The sequence below is a fragment of the Funiculus sociatus GB2-C1 genome (genome assembly GCF_039962115.1).
GTDB classification, from domain to species: domain Bacteria; phylum Cyanobacteriota; class Cyanobacteriia; order Cyanobacteriales; family FACHB-T130; genus Funiculus; species Funiculus sociatus.
The window spans coordinates 24,976-42,518 of the sequence record NZ_JAMPKJ010000043.1; the positions used below are offsets into that span (position 1 = coordinate 24,976).

The 17,543-nt window shown below is 48.2% G+C and carries 18 protein-coding genes; 7 read left to right on the plus strand and 11 right to left on the minus strand.

The genetic code is table 11. The features are described from left to right. Nucleotides 1-132: 132 nt before the first annotated feature. From NDI42_RS18870 to NDI42_RS18910, 9 genes are all read right to left on the minus strand, one after another. The gene (locus tag NDI42_RS18870) at nucleotides 133-1,089 is read right to left on the minus strand and encodes a F0F1 ATP synthase subunit gamma (protein ID WP_190457187.1); all 957 of its coding nucleotides are present in this window, start codon (nucleotides 1,087-1,089) and stop codon (nucleotides 133-135) included. 112 nt (nucleotides 1,090-1,201) lie between these two features. Continuing rightward, nucleotides 1,202-2,719 carry a F0F1 ATP synthase subunit alpha gene (gene atpA / locus NDI42_RS18875; RefSeq protein ID WP_190457188.1) on the minus strand — a complete coding sequence of 506 codons (1,518 nt, stop codon included), beginning with the start codon at nucleotides 2,717-2,719 and terminating at the stop codon, nucleotides 1,202-1,204. Between the two features lie 112 nt (nucleotides 2,720-2,831). Next, nucleotides 2,832-3,389: an ATP synthase F1 subunit delta gene (atpH, locus tag NDI42_RS18880; RefSeq protein WP_190457191.1), complete on the minus strand. Its 558-nt coding sequence runs from the start codon at nucleotides 3,387-3,389 to the stop codon at nucleotides 2,832-2,834. Beyond that, a complete protein-coding gene (locus NDI42_RS18885) occupies nucleotides 3,389-3,958 on the minus strand; it encodes a F0F1 ATP synthase subunit B (RefSeq protein ID WP_190420327.1) in 570 nt (189 codons plus the stop codon). Before NDI42_RS18885 ends, atpH begins: the two co-directional genes overlap by 1 nt. 83 nt (nucleotides 3,959-4,041) lie before the next feature. Continuing rightward, nucleotides 4,042-4,527: a F0F1 ATP synthase subunit B' gene (locus NDI42_RS18890; protein ID WP_190420329.1), complete on the minus strand. Its 486-nt coding sequence runs from the start codon at nucleotides 4,525-4,527 to the stop codon at nucleotides 4,042-4,044. Between the two features lie 214 nt (nucleotides 4,528-4,741). Continuing rightward, nucleotides 4,742-4,987, minus strand: coding sequence for an ATP synthase F0 subunit C (gene atpE / locus NDI42_RS18895; RefSeq protein ID WP_010994186.1), 246 nt, complete (start codon nucleotides 4,985-4,987; stop codon nucleotides 4,742-4,744). 128 nt (nucleotides 4,988-5,115) lie between these two features. Beyond that, nucleotides 5,116-5,871 (minus strand): F0F1 ATP synthase subunit A, encoded by a 756-nt coding sequence (gene atpB, locus NDI42_RS18900; protein WP_190457193.1) that lies wholly within the window; start codon nucleotides 5,869-5,871, stop codon nucleotides 5,116-5,118. Between the two features lie 59 nt (nucleotides 5,872-5,930). Continuing rightward, the gene (locus tag NDI42_RS18905; protein WP_313931314.1) at nucleotides 5,931-6,374 is read right to left on the minus strand and encodes an ATP synthase subunit I; all 444 of its coding nucleotides are present in this window, start codon (nucleotides 6,372-6,374) and stop codon (nucleotides 5,931-5,933) included. A gap of 150 nt (nucleotides 6,375-6,524) precedes the next feature. Further along, nucleotides 6,525-6,692 carry a hypothetical protein gene (locus NDI42_RS18910; protein WP_190457195.1) on the minus strand — a complete coding sequence of 56 codons (168 nt, stop codon included), beginning with the start codon at nucleotides 6,690-6,692 and terminating at the stop codon, nucleotides 6,525-6,527. A 4-nt stretch (nucleotides 6,693-6,696) separates the two neighbouring features. On the opposite strand from NDI42_RS18910, the gene NDI42_RS18915 reads away from it, so the two are divergent. Further along, nucleotides 6,697-6,996 (plus strand): hypothetical protein, encoded by a 300-nt coding sequence (locus NDI42_RS18915; RefSeq protein ID WP_190457196.1) that lies wholly within the window; start codon nucleotides 6,697-6,699, stop codon nucleotides 6,994-6,996. 152 nt (nucleotides 6,997-7,148) lie between these two features. On the opposite strand, the gene NDI42_RS18920 is transcribed toward NDI42_RS18915, so the two are convergent. Next, nucleotides 7,149-8,345 carry a class I SAM-dependent methyltransferase gene (locus NDI42_RS18920; RefSeq protein ID WP_190457198.1) on the minus strand — a complete coding sequence of 399 codons (1,197 nt, stop codon included), beginning with the start codon at nucleotides 8,343-8,345 and terminating at the stop codon, nucleotides 7,149-7,151. A gap of 440 nt (nucleotides 8,346-8,785) precedes the next feature. On the opposite strand from NDI42_RS18920, the gene NDI42_RS18925 reads away from it, so the two are divergent. Next, nucleotides 8,786-12,190: a phycobilisome rod-core linker polypeptide gene (locus tag NDI42_RS18925; RefSeq protein WP_190457200.1), complete on the plus strand. Its 3,405-nt coding sequence runs from the start codon at nucleotides 8,786-8,788 to the stop codon at nucleotides 12,188-12,190. A gap of 485 nt (nucleotides 12,191-12,675) precedes the next feature. Here NDI42_RS18925 and NDI42_RS18930 read toward each other — a convergent pair whose 3' ends face one another. Continuing rightward, the gene (locus tag NDI42_RS18930; RefSeq protein WP_190457201.1) at nucleotides 12,676-12,870 is read right to left on the minus strand and encodes a hypothetical protein; all 195 of its coding nucleotides are present in this window, start codon (nucleotides 12,868-12,870) and stop codon (nucleotides 12,676-12,678) included. A gap of 929 nt (nucleotides 12,871-13,799) precedes the next feature. On the opposite strand from NDI42_RS18930, the gene apcA reads away from it, so the two are divergent. The 5 genes from apcA to NDI42_RS18955 all read left to right on the plus strand — a co-directional run bounded on the left by apcA (nucleotide 13,800) and on the right by NDI42_RS18955 (nucleotide 17,535). Next, on the plus strand, nucleotides 13,800-14,285 hold the full coding sequence (gene apcA, locus NDI42_RS18935; RefSeq protein WP_190434555.1) for an allophycocyanin subunit alpha: 486 nt from the start codon (nucleotides 13,800-13,802) through the stop codon (nucleotides 14,283-14,285). A 61-nt stretch (nucleotides 14,286-14,346) separates the two neighbouring features. After that, nucleotides 14,347-14,832, plus strand: coding sequence for an allophycocyanin subunit beta (apcB, locus tag NDI42_RS18940; RefSeq protein ID WP_190420373.1), 486 nt, complete (start codon nucleotides 14,347-14,349; stop codon nucleotides 14,830-14,832). A 228-nt stretch (nucleotides 14,833-15,060) separates the two neighbouring features. Beyond that, the gene (locus NDI42_RS18945; RefSeq protein WP_190411193.1) at nucleotides 15,061-15,264 is read left to right on the plus strand and encodes a phycobilisome linker polypeptide; all 204 of its coding nucleotides are present in this window, start codon (nucleotides 15,061-15,063) and stop codon (nucleotides 15,262-15,264) included. A 207-nt stretch (nucleotides 15,265-15,471) separates the two neighbouring features. Next, nucleotides 15,472-16,713: an FtsW/RodA/SpoVE family cell cycle protein gene (locus NDI42_RS18950; protein WP_199311268.1), complete on the plus strand. Its 1,242-nt coding sequence runs from the start codon at nucleotides 15,472-15,474 to the stop codon at nucleotides 16,711-16,713. Between the two features lie 87 nt (nucleotides 16,714-16,800). Further along, nucleotides 16,801-17,535 carry a cytochrome c biogenesis protein CcdA gene (locus tag NDI42_RS18955; protein ID WP_190420370.1) on the plus strand — a complete coding sequence of 245 codons (735 nt, stop codon included), beginning with the start codon at nucleotides 16,801-16,803 and terminating at the stop codon, nucleotides 17,533-17,535. Nucleotides 17,536-17,543: the final 8 nt, after the last annotated feature.

Genomic DNA, 17,543 nt, shown 5'->3' on the forward strand with positions numbered 1-17,543 from the left:
AGCCACCAAGGTGAGGGACATGGCATTGCCATGTCCTTACAGATGTATCGCACCCAACCCTTGAATTGCTATAAAAAAAATGCGTCCGATAAATCTCAGACGCATTCTATTAATTAAACTTGAAACTTAAATCTAACCTTGTAGCGCCTCGGCACCGCCGACGACTTCCAAGATTTCTTGGGTAATTGCTGCCTGACGGGCTTTGTTGTAAGTTAGCGTCAGGGTGCCAATTAGTTCTTTAGCGTTGTCGCTGGCGTTGTTCATTGCAGTCATCCGTGCCGCAAGTTCGCTGGCAGCTGACTCTTGCAATGCCCGTAGCAACTGGTTATTCAGATACAGCGGCAAGAGGGCATCGAGAATCTGCACCGGATCTTGCTCGAAAATCATATCCCGTGGGAAATCTCGAACTTGGGTAGAGACTTTTTCCCGCGTTACTTCAAAATCGCCGCCTCTACTTGTGAGGCGGAAGATTTCATCATCTCTTGCTTCTAGCCCTTGCGTAGTCAGCGGTAGCAAAGTTTGCACCACTGGACGAGAGCTGATTAAGGAGACAAACTTGGTGTAGACTAATTCAACCCGATCGACTTCCCCGGCTAGGAATAAGGAAAGCAGTTCGTCAGCAATTTGAGAAGCTTCCGCTGCTGTGGGAATCTGTTCGAGACCCGTGTAGGTGCCACCATCTACAACTGGCTGTTCGCGGCGTTGGAAATACTGGATGGATTTGCGCCCTACCAATATATATTTGTAGTTCAAGCCTTCTGCTTTGAGTTCCTTGGCGCGGTTTTCGGCGCGACGGATGACGTTGGTGTTGTAACCACCGCACAGACCGCGATCGCCTGAAATTACCAATAACCCCACGTTGCCGACTTCCCGTTGTTTTAGCAAGGGCAGATCCACATCTTCAAACCGTAAACGGTTTTGCAGATTGTAGAGAACCTGCGCCAGACGGTCGGCAAAGGGACGGGTGGCAATTACCTGTTGTTGGGCGCGGCGCACCTTGGCGGCGGCAACTAGGCGCATTGCCTCGGTGATTTTTTTGGTGTTTTTGACCGACTGAATGCGATCGCGAATAAATTTTAGATTTGCCATAGTTTTGTCAGTTGTCAGTTGTCCTTTGCGAATGGCTAATTGCTAATAGCTAATTGCGAATAGCTACTTTTTACAATTAGCCATTCGCGATTAGCTATCAGCTTTGGACAAATTACGCCATCGCCATGAAGGTCTTCTTAGCTTCACCGATCGCTTCTTTGAGAATGCCTTCCGCTTCTTCGTTAAGCTGCTTCTGACTGCGGAGGATTTCCATGTACTTCGGCTTGCTGGTTTTCAGATAATCCCGCAGCGATCGCGCAAAAGGAGCAACCTTATCTACTGGAATTTCATCCAAATAGCCATTCAAACCTGCATATACAATTGCCACTTGCTCAGCCACAGATAGGGGGGAGTATTGCGGCTGCTTCAAGAGTTCCCGCAAGCGCTGACCCCGTGCCAATTGGTCTTGAGTTGCCTTATCCAAATCCGAGGCAAACTGGGCAAAAGCTTGCAAGTCGTCAAACTGCGCCAACTCCAGTTTCAGCTTACCAGCCACTTTTTTCATTGCCTTGGTTTGAGCCGCCGAACCCACCCGCGACACGGAAATACCGGGGTTAACTGCGGGACGCAAACCAGAGTTGAATAAGTCGGAGGTCAAGAAAATCTGACCATCGGTAATCGAAATCACGTTGGTAGGAATGTACGCGGAAACGTCACCAGCCTGGGTTTCGATAATTGGCAGCGCGGTCATGCTGCCTTCACCTAGTTCTGTACTCAGCTTCGCCGCACGCTCTAGCAGGCGGGAGTGGAGATAGAACACATCCCCAGGATAAGCTTCCCGTCCGGGTGGACGACGCAGTAGCAGGGACATCTGGCGATAAGCTTGGGCTTGCTTGGAGAGGTCATCATAGATGATCAGCGTCGCCTTGCCCTTGTACATGAAGTATTCTGCCAAACTAGCGCCCGTGTAGGGAGCCAGATATTGCAGGGTTGCTGGGTCGTTGGCTTGAGCTGCTACTACGATGGTGTAGTCCATTGCGCCTCGTTCCTGAAGCACGTTCACCACTTGGGCGACGGTAGAAGCTTTTTGACCGATGGCGACGTAGACGCAAATCACGTCCTCTTCTTTCTGGTTGAGGATGGTGTCAACCGCGATTGAAGTTTTTCCAGTTTGTCTGTCACCAATGATTAGCTCCCTCTGACCCCGACCAATAGGAATCATCGCGTCAATAGCGGTAATCCCAGTTTGCATCGGTTCATAAACTGAGCGCCGCTCAATAATTCCTGGTGCGCCTGATTCAATCAGACGAGATTCGGTGGTCTGAATTTCTCCTTTACCATCAATCGGACGAGCAAGTGCGTCTACCACCCGACCAATCATGGCTTCTCCCACTGGCACCTGAGCAATCTTGCCTGTGGCTTTAACTGAGCTGCCTTCCTGAATCTGGCGACCATCGCTCATCAGCACTGCGCCCACGTTATCTTCTTCCAGGTTCAGGGCGATGCCAACGCTGCCGTCTTCAAATTCCACCAGTTCCCCAGCCATGACCTTATCCAGGCCATAAATCCGGGCAATACCGTCGCCTACTTGCAATACTGTACCAACGTTAGAAACCTGAACTTCTTGGTCGTATTGTTCAATTTGCTGCCGAATAATGTTGCTAATTTCGTCTGGTCTGATGCTGATCATGATTAGTTGTTCTTGTTTAGAGGGTTACAGGTTGCAGGTTTTGGGTTGAATGTTTTGGGTTGCTTTTTAAAGACTTTCAACCTTTTAACTTTCCAACCTTTAAACTCAATTGCTAGGCAGCACGGCCCAGGCGTAGTCCAATGCGGCGTAGTTGTCCTCGCAAACTGGTATCAATCACCTGAGAACCTACTTTGATGATGACACCACCAATTAATTCTGGATTGAGTTTGGTAGCGAGTTCAACTTGGTGCGCTCCGCTGATGGCTTTAACTTTTTCACTGATAGCCTGCCGTTGGGCATCGTTCAGTTCTACTGCTGAGGTGACTTCTGCTAGTACAGTCTGGTTCAGCTTTCTCAGAAGCGCTTGGAAGTGTTGCAAAACTCCCCCGACAAAGATGATGCGTCGCCTGTCCACCAGAAGCATCAAAAAGTTGAGGATGGTAGGGTGGAGTCCGTCGCCAGCAATCTGCCGCAATACGGCTTTTTTATTTTCAGCGCTGAGTACGGGATTGCCCAGAAATTCCTGTAAATCTGGGGAGCCGTCTAGTAGGCTCAATAAAGAGCGGACATCTTCGCCATAGCGATCTACTTGGTTCTGGGATTGAGCTAAGGACATTAGCGCTTCTGCATACGGCTCTGCAATTTCGGCGCTTAACATACTGCCTTTCATTACCGACCTCCTACACTGGCGATGCCACGGTCAATTAATTGTTGTTGAGCTGATTCGTCTAACTGACCTGTCAGTTGCGACTCGACTCTCTGCAACGCCATTGCGGCAACTCGCGATCGCAACTCGGCGATCGCTTTTTCCCTCTCGTTGTTGATATCTCCCAGACTTGTCTGTCTCAAGCGTTCCACGTCCAGAGCTGCCTGAGCTAGAATTTTTTCTCTAGCTGCCTTAGCGCTTACTTCTGCTTCTGCTCGGATTCGCTGTGCCTCGGACTGAGCTTGAGCCAACTTCTGCTGGGCATCGGAGAGGGATGCTGCTGCTTCTTTTTGTTTAGCTTCAGCTTCCCGAATCGCTGTTTCTATTTTGGCACGGCGCTCGCTTAGGATGTTTCCTAAGAACTTCCGTCCGAAGTAAAACAGCACCACAAAAATAATTATCAGGTTGATCAGGTTGGTTTCTAAAATCTCGAAATTTACCCCGAAACCACCTTCCCCCGCTTCCTCTGCTAATTCAGAGCCTGCTCTTATAGCCTCTGTAGCCAGTAATAAATAAGTCCCCATGATCCCCATCTATTGAAGTTTGAAGTGTGAAGCTTGAAGTGTGAAGTTTGAAGTGTAAATTTTCATCCTTCATCCTTCATCCTTCATCCTTGCTATTTAACTAACTCTGGTCCCAAGAGTTTCTCCAGAATCTGGCGACTGAGGGCATCTACCTGTTGCTCCAGGCTTTGGAATGCCTCTTGCTTTTGCTGCTCAATTTCCTTAGCCGCTTGTTCTCTTTCTCCGGTCGCTTCAGCTTGAGCTTCCGCAATTTTGCCCGCCCTAATTTTATCTGCTTCAGCTTGAGCTGCGGCAATGGTTTCTTGAGACTGACGGCGAGTTTGAGCCAGTTCTTGTTCGTATTGCTTTGTCAAGCTTTCAGCTTTCGATAGGCGTTCGCGTGCCTCTAGTAGATTCTTGCGGACATAGTTATCGCGCTCGTCAATTGCCTTCGTCAGTGGCTTGTAGAACACGACATTCAACACCGCCACCAGGATTAAAAACTGCACAGCCATCAAGGGTAGGGTTGCATCAAGATCAAATAGACCCCCTTCTTTGGTGGCTGTTTCAACAGCCAGCAGAATTGTCCAGTGTGTCATAATTTTATGACCCCCTTCTCAAACAGGGTCGAGCTTTTAATTTGTTGCGTTCTAGGCGCTACGGGTATAGTTGAACTTACCGCGTAGCGTTAGCTAATTACGTATTGCTTCCGCGCTCAAAACTTTAACTATTTAAGAGTTGAATAATTGATGGCTACCATCAAAATCCTCATCTTAAATTGTTAATAGTTATCTGAGCGCGGCTCGTCAAAATTTACGCGAAGGGGTTGGCAAACAGCAGCACTAGGGCAACGACCAGACCGTAAATGGTCAGCGCTTCCATGAATGCCAACGAGAGCAGTAGAGTACCGCGAATTTTACCTTCAGCTTCTGGCTGACGGGCAATACCTTCTACTGCTTGACCAGCGGCATTACCTTGACCAATACCAGGGCCGATTGCAGCCAAACCAACAGCAAGAGCAGCAGCTAAAACAGAAGCAGCAGAAACTAATGGATCCATGATTTTCCTTACTTTTAAGTACAGAACGATTTGCTACTTTAGATTTAAGATTTTAGATTTCAAACAAAATCCAAAATCCTCAACCCAAACTTTTTTCCAATTGACATCATGACAGGCTATTGGTCGCCTCAGTCGTGATGTTCTCCTCCATGTTCCTCTACAGCTTCCCCGATATAGGATGCTGCCAGTGTCGCAAAAATTAAAGCTTGAATTGCACTGGTAAACAAACCTAAAATCATCGCTGGCAAGGGAACAAACAGGGGAACTAGGAGAACTAACACCGCTACCACCAACTCATCAGCCAGAATGTTTCCAAACAGACGGAAGCTGAGCGAGAGGGGTCTGGTGAAATCTTCCAAAATCTTGAAGGGCAACATGATGGGTGTCGGGTGAATGTAGTTACCGAAGTACCCTAAACCCTTCCTGCTGAACCCTGCATAAAAATACGCTAAAGAACTCAGCAGGGCAAGTGCCACTGTTGTATTAATGTCGCTAGTGGGAGCAGCTAGTTCGCCCTCTGGTAGCTTAATTAGCCTCCAGGGAACGAGCGCTCCCGACCAATTCGACAAAAAGATGAACAAAAAGAGAGTGCCTACAAATGGCACCCAAGGACGATACTCTTTCTCACCAATTTGGCTTTTGGCTAGATCCCGAATAAAATCCAGGGCGTACTCCATCGTATTTTGTATACCGCGGGGAATTCGCTGGATGTTTCGAGTTGCAGCAATCGAGGCAATAATCAGAAGGGCAATTACAAACCAGGAGGTCAGAAAAACCTGCCCATGTACTCTGAAATTGCCCAATTGCCAGTAAAACTGCTTGCCAACTTCCAATGCAGCAAGATGGAAAGTATTCAGGACGCTTAAACCATCTACGATGAACATTTCCGGGATTTCCACTTTCGTTGAGGATTGAGCGATTGAGAGGAGAGCTTCTGCCTAACCTATTGAGATTCTGGCATTAGCGTACTTCTCAGCACGTAGAAGATGAGCGCGGCTTTAAAGGTGAGAAATCCCAAAAAAATGGGCAGAATATGCAGCTGTTGCAATTGCGTTGCCGCTACAATTAGCCCAATAAATAGCGCCAGGCGATTAGATCCCAAACGCTTTTTTTGTCCGCCTAGTCGCTCAACATCCTTAGCCAACATTCTCAAGTAAACCACACCTGTGGATGCCCCAATCAAATAGTTTAGGGCAGTGTTCAGGGAATAAAAAATCCATACACAGATAAATATTATCCCTGTAAAAGCAACCGTAATCACCAACAACTGTTGTTGTAGTTGGTAATACTCTTGCATGGCGTTGTTTGTTTCTGCGGCAGGAGAACCGGGTGCTGGGAACTCCTGCGTCGGCGACGTGGTTGGTTGAGATTCGTTTGACAGGTTCACAACAGCTGAGAAGCGAGTCCTGCTAATAGACCTGTACTACAGGTCACAGCAATTTTGAATATACCATGCAGAGGTAACATTACTTAAAAAAGAATTAAGCCGCTTTCAGCCGGAATAGTATGTTCTATGCGAGCGTGTTCTAGCTCAAGGTCATTTTTTCTCATCTTTGAGGCTAGTTTCGCCCGGTCGTCGCCTCTTGTCCTTGGGACAGAAGCGATCGCCCGCAAGTGGTACGTCGGTCGCCAGAGGCAACGGGCTGTAAACTTTAGTTAACTTAGTTGAGTAGTAGGCTACAGGTAGTTTAACAGGAGGTAGCAATCCGATGAAATCTCGAACTTATTGGCTCTTCGCCATCATCGGCTGCACTGCCCTCATCGGTTCCCCAGCAGTGGCTCAAACGAACCGGATCGACAAATTTTTCAATGGCACTCCCCCCTACAATGGCGAAAGCTTGGCAGAACCTCTCAACCAAGTAGAACGGGAAGTCGATAGGGACACGGAGAATCAGCAGTCAGTTGAAAAGGTTGAACCGGGAACCACTTATGACTTTAAGGTGAGAGAGGAAAGTCCTAATCCGGCCGAACGCCAGATAAGAGAAGAAGTACCAGGCTCAGCCAACTAAATATTCCCGATGGGAACCCTTATAGCTCTTGGCGGAAGCCTCGATGCTCCATAAACAAAGCCTGCCAGCACTGGCAGGCTTTGTCTGTGCGCCCTTGACTTTAGTCGTTAGGCTTTTTATATATCTATTGGCCGCGCTAGTTGCTGATGCTTTTAAGCTGGTGTTAGCAAAATTAACTGCCCAGTAAGGAGCGATCGCACTTTATCCAACTCCAGCTTTCCATCTGCCAAAATTTCTTTCATGGTTCGCTGTTGAGTGGAGTTTTCATCGCACGCTTGCAAAAATTGAAATTCCTCCTCTGATAAATTAATAATTTGATAATCGTAGTTAAACAGGCAACGGCTAGGCCATCCATCCATGCACGGGTTTCGCTCTGGTATCGCCTTTAACAAGGCTTCATCCGATGACCAATCTGATGAAGGTAGGGGAGGACGGCTTAAGAAAAACTCGTAGTGGGTGATGACTTCTGGATCTAATAGCTCAATCAAACGATATTTGGCGCGATCGCTCAAATTTTCGCTTCGTTTTATTAACTCCGGATTTTTCCCTATAAGTCGCTCTAACTGCCAGTTTCTAGGATTGGAAAATCCCAGAAAATCCAACCCGGAAGCATCAATTAGTTCAAAAAGTGTCGCGATATTGTAGTCAATCTCTTGGGGATGGACATACATATCAGCAAAGCACTCATCCCGCTGATTTTCTAAAGACCAGCGATCGCGTTCTCTCTTGACAAGACGATTATTTTCTGGCAATGCGGCAAATATTTGACGGCCCAACTGTACGCCATCGCGGTAATCGCCGCGTTGGTCGCCTTGGAGGAGCGCGATCGCTTGTTGCATCAGCTGAATTTCCCACCGCCCCAGCTCAGCATAGACAAAAATGTGCATCAAGCCTCCAGGCGCTAACTTCGCCGCCAAGGACTTAATTCCCCGGATTGGGTCAGGTAAATGATGCAGCACCCCCACACAGTTAATTAGATCGAACTCACCAGGGAGTTGATCGGCATCGTACAGGCTCAAGTGATGAAACTCAACGCGATTTGCCCCTGAACGGCGAGTGCGCTCTTGTGCCACCCCCAACGCACCTGCACTTAAATCAATTCCCACCACTTGTGCAGTAGGATTGAGATGAACCAAATACTCTGTTCCAACACCAGTGCCACATCCAGCATCCAAAATGCGGATCTCCTGTTTTTGGGGTTTTTGACCCGTGCAGAAGCTATAGGCAGCTAGCCAGTTCCAGCGCCAGTTGTAGCCGGGAGGCGGACTATCCAGCAAGGGTTCTGGCGGAAAAGGGTAAGTATCGTAGAGTCGCTGAACAGCGTTGCTGATATCCTGCCTTATTTCCATATCACAAAATGGCGCAAAGTAGAGACAACTGGGAAACGTAACAAAGCTTATCTTTTTTCTCAGGAAATGTATCGCAATTTAGTATTATGACACTGTGAATACACGGAGAGAATTCTACACACTTTTTAATAAACCTATCTAGCAAGCCCGAAAAGTTTTAATCTAAAAACTGAGCTGATTAAACCCAGGCAGTGGTTAGATGGGATGCTCTCCAGAAGCCTAGTTTGCCTAAAAATGAAGGCTCTCCGGTTGAAGCCCTTACCCAAGGGTGGATGAAAACACCAGATGTTGAAGGCGGTCGGATAAAGGCTGCATAAGCAGGCAGAAAGCACCTGCGGCAGTAGCCCAAATTCACGCCTTGGCACTTCATAATTCAACAGTGGCACTCTGGTCATGTTTAACGCAGTGACAATTTTTTTATAGGGAGCTTTTGAGATCCAATGAGTGTTAAGGCAAGTGGTGGAAGCTCAGTTGCGCGTCCGCAACTATATCAAACAGTACCAGTTGCAACAATTTCCCAAGCGGAACAGCAAGACCGCTTCTTAGGGCGGGGGGAACTGGATGAGCTGAAAAGCTATTTCAGTTCTGGAAACAAGCGTTTAGAGATTTCCCAAACGCTCACCCAAAACGCCGACCTGATTGTGTCCCGCGCTGCTAACCGCATTTTCGTTGGGGGTTCCCCGATGGCTTTTTTGGAGAAGCCTCGCGAACCAGAACTAGCGATCGCGGGTACAGTTCCGGATGTCAAACAAGGGATGGCGCTGGGAAATGTCACCTATGTGGAAAGCAGCGGCGGCTTTTTGCAAGGTTTGCGGAGTCTCTTTAGCGCCAGCGGCGGCGGTGCCGCACCAGCAGGTTTCCGACCGATAAACGTCGCCCGTTACGGCCCGGGCAATATGCAGAAATCGCTGCGGGACTTATCGTGGTTTTTGCGCTACCTAACTTACGCGATCGTTGCCGGAGATCCTAACATCATCTCTGTCAACACGCGGGGTTTGCGGGAAATCATCGAAAACGCTTGCTCTACCGATGCCACAATTGTCGCCTTGCAGGAAATGCGAGCAGCAGCTTTGGGTTATTTCCGGCGCGATGATGAAGCCTCAGGTATTGTCAACCAATACTTTGAAGTTCTGATTAACGAATTCAAAGCCCCCACTCCCTCAAACAAATTACGGCAGCGTCCTTCTGGCGATCAGCAAGGTCTGCAACTACCCCAAATTTACTTCAACGCAGCCGAGCGGCGTCCCAAATACGCCATGAAGCCCGGTTTGTCCTCCTCGGAAAAACAAGAAATCATCAAAGCTGCCTATCGGCAAGTCTTTGAACGGGACATTACCCGCGCCTACAGCCAGGGCATCTCTGACCTTGAATCTAAGGTGAAAAATGGCGACATCTCCATGAAGGAGTTTATTCGCCGTTTAGGTAAATCTCCTCTGTATCGGAAAAATTTCTTCGAGCCATACATCAACAGTCGCGCTCTAGAACTCGCCTTCCGTCACATTTTGGGACGTGGGCCGTCCAGCCGTGAAGAAGTACAAGAATACTTCTCCATCGTTTCCCAAAAAGGTCTACCAGGTCTGATAGATGCCTTGGTGGATTCTAAAGAATACTCCGACTACTTCGGCGAAGAAACCGTCCCCTACATCCGAGGTTTGGGTCAAGAAGCCCAAGAATGTCGTAACTGGGGGCCGCAGCAAGATTTGTTGAACTACAGTGCGCCTTTCCGTAAGGTACCGCAGTTCCTCACCACCTTTGCTGCTTACGATCGCCCGCTACCGGATCAACACCCCTACGGTTCCGGCAACGACCCGCTAGAAATTCAGTTTGGGGCAATCTTCCCGAAAGAAACGAAGAATCCCAACACCCGTCCGGCTCCCTTTGGTAAAGATACTCGCCGCATCCTGATCCGCCAAGGCCCAGGTATTGATAACCAACTGAGCAACCCAGCAGCTCGTCCGAAAGATCCGGGTTCACTCGGTCCCAAGGTGTTCAAGCTGGATCAACTTCCAGGCCCTAGCGGTAACGGCGGCGTATCTGCGAAGCGCTATGTGAAGAATTCCAGTGTCAAATACTCGGAAAGCTCCACCCAAGCCTTGATTAAGGCAGCTTACCTGCAAGTCTTTGGGCGGGATGTCTACGAAGGTCAGCGCCTGAAGGTGGCAGAAATCAAGCTGGAAAACGGCGAAACCACCGTGCGAGAGTTTATCCGCGTTTTGGCTAAGTCGGATCTGTTCCGCAAGCTGTACTGGACTTCGCTTTATGTCACCAAGTCAGTTGAGTACATCCATCGGCGGCTGTTGGGTCGTCCCACCTACGGACGGCAAGAAATTAACAAGTATTTCGATATCTGCGCTAAGAAAGGCTTCTACGCCTTAGTTGACGCAATTATCGATAGCCCAGAATACAACGAATCGTTTGGGGAAGATACAGTTCCTTACGAGCGTTATCTGACACCGGCTGGGGTAAGCTTGCGTAGTCTCCGCGTGGGCAGCATTACCGACACCGGACTTAAAGTTGAGAAGGAAGAAACCCCCCGTTTTGTGGAACTGGGTCAAGTTACACAAATGCGGACGGAACCCGATATTCAGTTCCGTATCAACCAAGGTGTTACCAAGAAGCGCGAACAAACTAAGGTCTTCAAGCTGACGGAAACCGAAGATAAGGCGCTGGTGCAAAATGTCATCCGGGCTGCTTATCGCCAGATTTTCGAGCGCGATATTGAACCTTATGTCGTGAAGAACCAATTCAGCGACTTGGAAAGCAAGCTGCGGAATGGTGAAATCAACCTCAAGGAATTCATTGAGGCGTTGGGAGGTTCAGAACTTTACATCAAGGAGTTCTACGCCCCCTATCCGAATACCAAGGTGATTGAGCTGGGGACGAAGCACTTCTTGGGACGTGCGCCCGTAGACCAAGTTGAAATTCGCAAGTACAACCAAATTCTCGCCTCTCAGGGCATCCGGGGCTTTGTAGGCGCGATGGTGAATAGCGTAGAGTATGCCCAGGCGTTCGGTGAGGATACGGTACCTTACAACCGCTTCCCGACACTCCCTGCGGCAAACTTCCCGAATACTGAGAAGCTGTACAACCAGTTGACCAAGCAGAATAATGACTTGGTGGTTCCCAGCTTTGAGCCAGTGAAGCCACGGATGGATGCGTCGAAGATGCCGCTCACGGGCAAAGCGATCGCTGACATGGCTGCGGCTGCTCGTAAGATGGACATGAGCAAGCCCAAGTTTATCGAGTTGGGTCGTTCCTTTACCAACGGTGACGGGCAATCTGTTGAGGTTGGTGTTGGTACAACGCGGCGCAAACCTGCACGGATTTACCGGATGAACCCAGGCATGAGCCAGGTGGAAACTGTACAAGTTATCAATGCCATCTACTGTCAAGTGATGGACATCTTCAGCGGTCAGGTTCCTGGTGAATTGCGGCGTTCGGAGCTGGATAGCAAACTCCGCAATGGGGATATCTCCGTGCGCGAGTTTGTCAAGACTCTGGCAAGTTCCGAAATCTACCGCCGTCGTTTCTATACGCCTTATCCCAATACCAAGGTGATTGAGTTCCTGTTCCGGCATCTCTTGGGACGCGCACCAGCTACCCAAGGCGAGATCCAGCAGTATAACAAGCTGCTGGCTGATGGCGGCTTGAAGGCGGCTGTAGAAGCAATGGTGGATAGTCCTGAGTACGCTCGTTACTTCGGCGAGGATGTGGTGCCTTACAACCGCTATCCGTCTCTACCTGCTGGTAACTATCTGGGTAGTGTGAAGGCGGCTGCTGATTTGGTGAAACAGTCGTGGTCTGATTTGTCGCCTTCTTATCTCGGTAGTACTTCTACCCGCTAAGAAGACCTGGCGAATATAATTCGCGGCTACACAAACATAGCCCGCCTGCGCGGGCTATAAATTTCCCTCTGATCTGTGAGAAAGGTCAGGGGGTTTTTATTGAACCACAGAGGCGCTGAGGACGCTGAGGACGAGAGAAAGAAGGGAAGCGATCGCTATCTTCAGCAGAAAGTTGAATTGTAATAATTTTGGATTCCCTCATGTTTCTAGTTTAGAGATTGGAATGAGCGCGATCGCTTCTTTTTCCTAAGTTTATGTCAAGCTGCCATCTTAGCTAGCGCTAATCTTTCCCTTTCTATTCAAGTAGTTTCATCTCAAAATAAAACTTATTTCATCAACCAAAGCTATAGATACTGCGGTGAAATTTGACAAGCCTGGAAAAAAGATATAGAGCCAGTTTAATTGCGAAATAAGCGTAAGTTATTTGATTTATTCACTACTGATTGATGTGCTAAATCGCATCTAAGCGCAAACTGTTTGCAAACCTATTTATGAGCATCACCTCTTGTAGGAATAGATTGCCCTAACTTATCTTGTAAATGTTTTTTCGCTAAGTTGAAAGCTGCGTAGTAAGGCAGATGGATACTACCACGCAACTCGGCTTCCCGATGGGCAGAAGTAGTAGCTTCACTGGCGAGTTTCTTGGCTAAATTAAGATACTCTGACCAGTCAAACGCCATCGTGGAACTCTGGAATAGTAATCAATTACTTCTTAATTTAGTAGGCTAGAGGTCGCAACCAATCTTCATCGAACTGGCTGATGGTTCTTTCAAGGTGTATAGCGTTTCTCGGTTGGGTGGAATATATTGCGGTTCTGAAGTCTGGTCTACGTTGGTGGGGTCATAGTATTGCCATGTCCCTACAGATGTATCGTACCCAATCTAAAATTACTATAAAAGTTTTTGAGGCGTTACACTTCTTCTGGATGAAGCAGAATTGTATTTTTCGCTGCGGTGTTTAGCAGCTTTGTAATTGATGCTTAGTGCCAAAAAAAAATCATAGTTTAATTATTATTGCCAAAATTTATTTCATGCGGCAGTCTTGGGTGCGATCGCTATCTTTTTAGCAGAAATTTCAATAGGAAATTAAACCGTGAGAAAAGAGAGGACAGGGAGCAAGAGAAAAAGAAAAGCCCCAACTCCCAATAGCTAAACAATTTTGTAACGCTGCCCTATGCCCTATTCTCATGTCGATGCCACGGAACCAAGTTGTTGACCTTGGTTTTGGCACACCCAAGCGATGAAGGGCAGACCTCCCCTCCTGTGAGTTATGCCGCAGGAGAGAGTGGTTCACAAATCCCAGGCGCGATCGCTACCACTCAAGACTAGGCGCGATCGCCTTCGGAAAGCCCCTAAATGAGGATAAATGTTAAAAAGTATTAAGAACAGACTTGGAATGTGAACGTAATGCCGCAGAATTATTTGCGGAAGGTAGCTGAGTCTGAGGCGGTGTGTACCGACGGTTACGCTGAAAAATGCTAGAGATACTGAATCGCACACTTTAAGCGTAAAGTACATCTAATAGCAGCGATAAACTCAGACATTCCTTGCAGAATGCCAGTTTCAGCCTATCTGAATTAAAAACTTCTTTTGATTGGAGGAATCCAGAAATGAGTATCGTCACGAAATCTATCGTGAATGCCGATGCCGAGGCTCGCTATCTCAGCCCAGGCGAATTAGACCGGATCAAGAACTTCGTCACCTCCGGTGAAAAGCGTCTGCGGATTGCCCAAATGTTGACCGATTCCCGCGAGCGCATCGTTAAGCAAGCCGGCGACCAGCTGTTCCAAAAGCGTCCTGATGTTGTTTCCCCCGGTGGCAATGCCTACGGCGAAGAAATGACCGCCACTTGCCTGCGCGACCTAGACTACTACCTGCGTCTAGTAACCTACGGAATCGTTTCCGGCGACGTTACTCCGATTGAAGAAATCGGTCTGGTTGGCGTTCGCGAAATGTACAAGTCTCTGGGTACCCCAATTGAAGCAGTCGCCGAAGGCGTTCGCGCTATGAAGAATGCTGCTTCCTCAATGATGTCTGGAGAAGAAGCTGCTGAAGCAGGTTCTTACTTCGACTACGTGATTGGTGCCATGCAGTAGGGTGTTTCCCCTTCCCTGCTCTTGATTTAGATCTGACTACGTGAGATAAGGAAACAAAAAAATGCAAGACGCAATTACTGCTGTTATCAATTCCTCCGACGTTCAAGGCAAATACCTGGACACTGGTGCCTTAGAAAAGCTCAAGGGCTACTTCCAAACAGGCGAACTGCGGGTTCGTGCAGCAAGCACAATCAGCGCTAACGCTGCCACCATTGTTAAAGAAGCTGTTGCTAAGTCCCTGCTGTACTCGGACATCACCCGTCCCGGCGGCAATATGTACACCACCCGTCGCTATGCTGCTTGCATCCGCGACCTGGACTACTACCTCCGCTATTCCACCTATGCCATGTTGGCTGGCGACCCATCCATTCTGGATGAGCGCGTGTTGAATGGTCTGAAAGAAACCTACAACTCTCTAGGCGTTCCCGTTGCTGCAACTGTGCAGTCTATCCAAGCCATGAAAGAAGTTACCGCCAGCTTGGTTGGTGCTGACGCTGGTAAGGAAATGGGCGTCTATTTTGACTACATCTGCTCTGGTTTGAGCTAAGCGATTTTCGGTTAATCGCTAAAGTTCAACAGGCGAGCATTTTGTCTGGCGAAGTCTGGGAAGTCTGGAGTGAGTGCTAGCCCGTCAAAGGCTTGTTTAATTCAGTTAATGAGTTTTAACGGTCTAGCATTGACTCTTGACTCCCAGCCTTCTGTTTGATAGGGATGCGTAAATCCCAAGAGCGTTTCAAATCAAAAATTTACTCAGCTTAATAGGAGAAATACACCCATGCGGATGTTTAAAATTACTGCCTGTGTCCCCAGCCAGACCCGTATTCGGACTCAGCGGGAGTTGCAAAACACTTATTTCACGAAACTGGTTCCCTACGAAAACTGGTTTCGCGAACAGCAGCGGATTATGAAAATGGGTGGAAAAATCGTTAAGGTTGAGTTAGCTACTGGTAAGCCTGGGGTCAATACTGGACTGCTTTAATTCCTTCTTTCGCAGGCTAATTTACAGAATTTTTAACAAAGGCGGCAGGAGTTTCCCTTTTAAACCCATAGGGTAAAAGTGAGACTCCTGCCGCACAGTATTTAGGGGTTAAATCAATACGGTTCACCTAGACTTAAAAATCAAAGACCTGCTACAACTGTGTATCCGGGTTTAAAGGGGTTTGCTTTTGCGCGTTAAATTGCTATCATGCAGCGATTGAATGTCACTTCAAAAGCCACGTCTTTTGTGAATTTACGTCAGCTAGTTCCCTTTTTTAATCCCGCCGTCCAAGATTGGGCAATAGATGCCCGGTTGTTGAGGTGGCTGACCTTCCTCTGGCTATTTATCGGCTTAGTGGTTCTGTTCTCAGCATCTTATCCCAGTGGGGATGCTGAGTATGGGGATGGACTGTACTACTTCAAACGGCAAATTATCTCGGTGATGCTGGGGCTATTGGTATTTAACGTGGTGGTAAATTTCCCCCTGCGTCATGTACTGGGAATAGCCAATTGGGGTGTGATACTGCTGCTGGGGGTAATTTTCGTCACTCTAATTCCGGGAGTAGGAACCACAACTAATGGTGCCACGCGCTGGATTGCCTTGGGGCCGTTTCCGCTGCAACCTTCTGAGTTGATTAAGCCATTTTTGGTGTTGCAAAGCGCTCGCATTTTTGGAAACTGGGATAGGCTGACTTGGAGGGTGCGATTGACGTGGCTGTTTATTTTTTGCTGCGTACTTGTGGGAATTCTCCTACAGCCGAACTTGAGTACAACTGCGCTGTGCGGAATGACTTTGTGGCTGATTGCGCTTGCGGCTGGGTTGCCTTTTTCCTATTTGGGGGGAACGGCGCTGGGCGGGTTGCTTTTGGCAACGATCAGTATCAGCGTGAAGGAATATCAGCGGCGGCGGGTGATGTCGTTTCTTAATCCTTGGGCTGATCCGATGCAAGATGGATACCAGCTGGTTCAAAGTTTACTGGCGGTAGGGTCTGGCGGTACTTGGGGGTCTGGTTTTGGGCTGTCGCAACAGAAGCTGTTTTATTTGCCGATTCAGTACACAGATTTTATTTTTGCGGTGTATGCAGAGGAGTTCGGCTTTGCAGGCAGTTTGCTGTTGATAGTGTTGCTGATGGCTTATGCGACGCTGGCGCTGATGGTGGCGATGAGGGCTAAAACTCCCATTCATCGGTTGGTGGCGATTGGAACAATGGTTTTGATGGTGGGGCAGTCGCTGCTGAATATTGGTGTTGCTACGGGCGTTTTGCCTACAACTGGTTTGCCGTTGCCGTTGTTTAGCTATGGTGGCAATTCGATGATTGCGAGTTTGATGGCGGCGGGGCTGTTGATTCGGGTGGCAAGAGAAAGCAGTGAGGCTGAGGTTTTGCCTTTGCAGGGGCGGAGGTTTGTTCAGGGGCGATCGCGTCGGGTTATCCAAAAGCCTAATGCTTAGATGAGGTCTTGGAGTTGCCCACAAAAATCACCAGTCTAAGTGAGCTAAAATTCAAGCAGAGCAAGCATTTTACACGCCAACTGCCCCATGTTTGAAACTCTCTCTACCAGACTTTATGAATTAGAACAATTTGCTAATCACCTTGTCTCTACCCAGCTGACACATTTGGGCTTTCTCAGCATCGCAGTCATTTTTGCAGCAGGGTTATTTACCAGCCTGACACCCTGTATGCTTTCCATGTTGCCAATTACCATTGGCTATATTGGGGGATATGAAACTAAAAGTCGGCTGCAAGCCGCTGCCCAATCGACTTGGTTTTCGCTGGGATTGGCAACGACGCTGGCGGGATTAGGAATCTTGGCAGGTTTACTGGGACGAGTTTACGGTCAGGTAGGATTCGGGTTGCCGATAATTGTTAGCCTTTTGGCAATCCTGATGGGGTTAAATTTACTCGAAGCATTGCCTTTACAGTTGCCTGCTTGGGGTGGTTTTGAATGGATTTCTAAAGACTTACCAGAGGGTGTCCGTTCTTATCTGATTGGCTTAACTTTTGGGGTGATAGCTTCCCCTTGCAGTACCCCTGTTTTGGCAACTTTGTTGGGTTGGGTTGCCACGACGCAAGATTTTGTGTTAGGTGGAGTTTTGCTGCTATCCTATACGGCGGGATACGTCGCACCTTTGATTTTGGCGGGGACTTTTACTGCTTCTATTAAAAAGTTGCTGGAGTTGCGTCAATGGTCTGGTTGGATAAACCCGGTCAGCGGCGCTTTGTTGGTGGGATTTGGTGTATTTTCGCTGCTGTCTCGGCTTCCTGTAGGTTAATGGCTAAT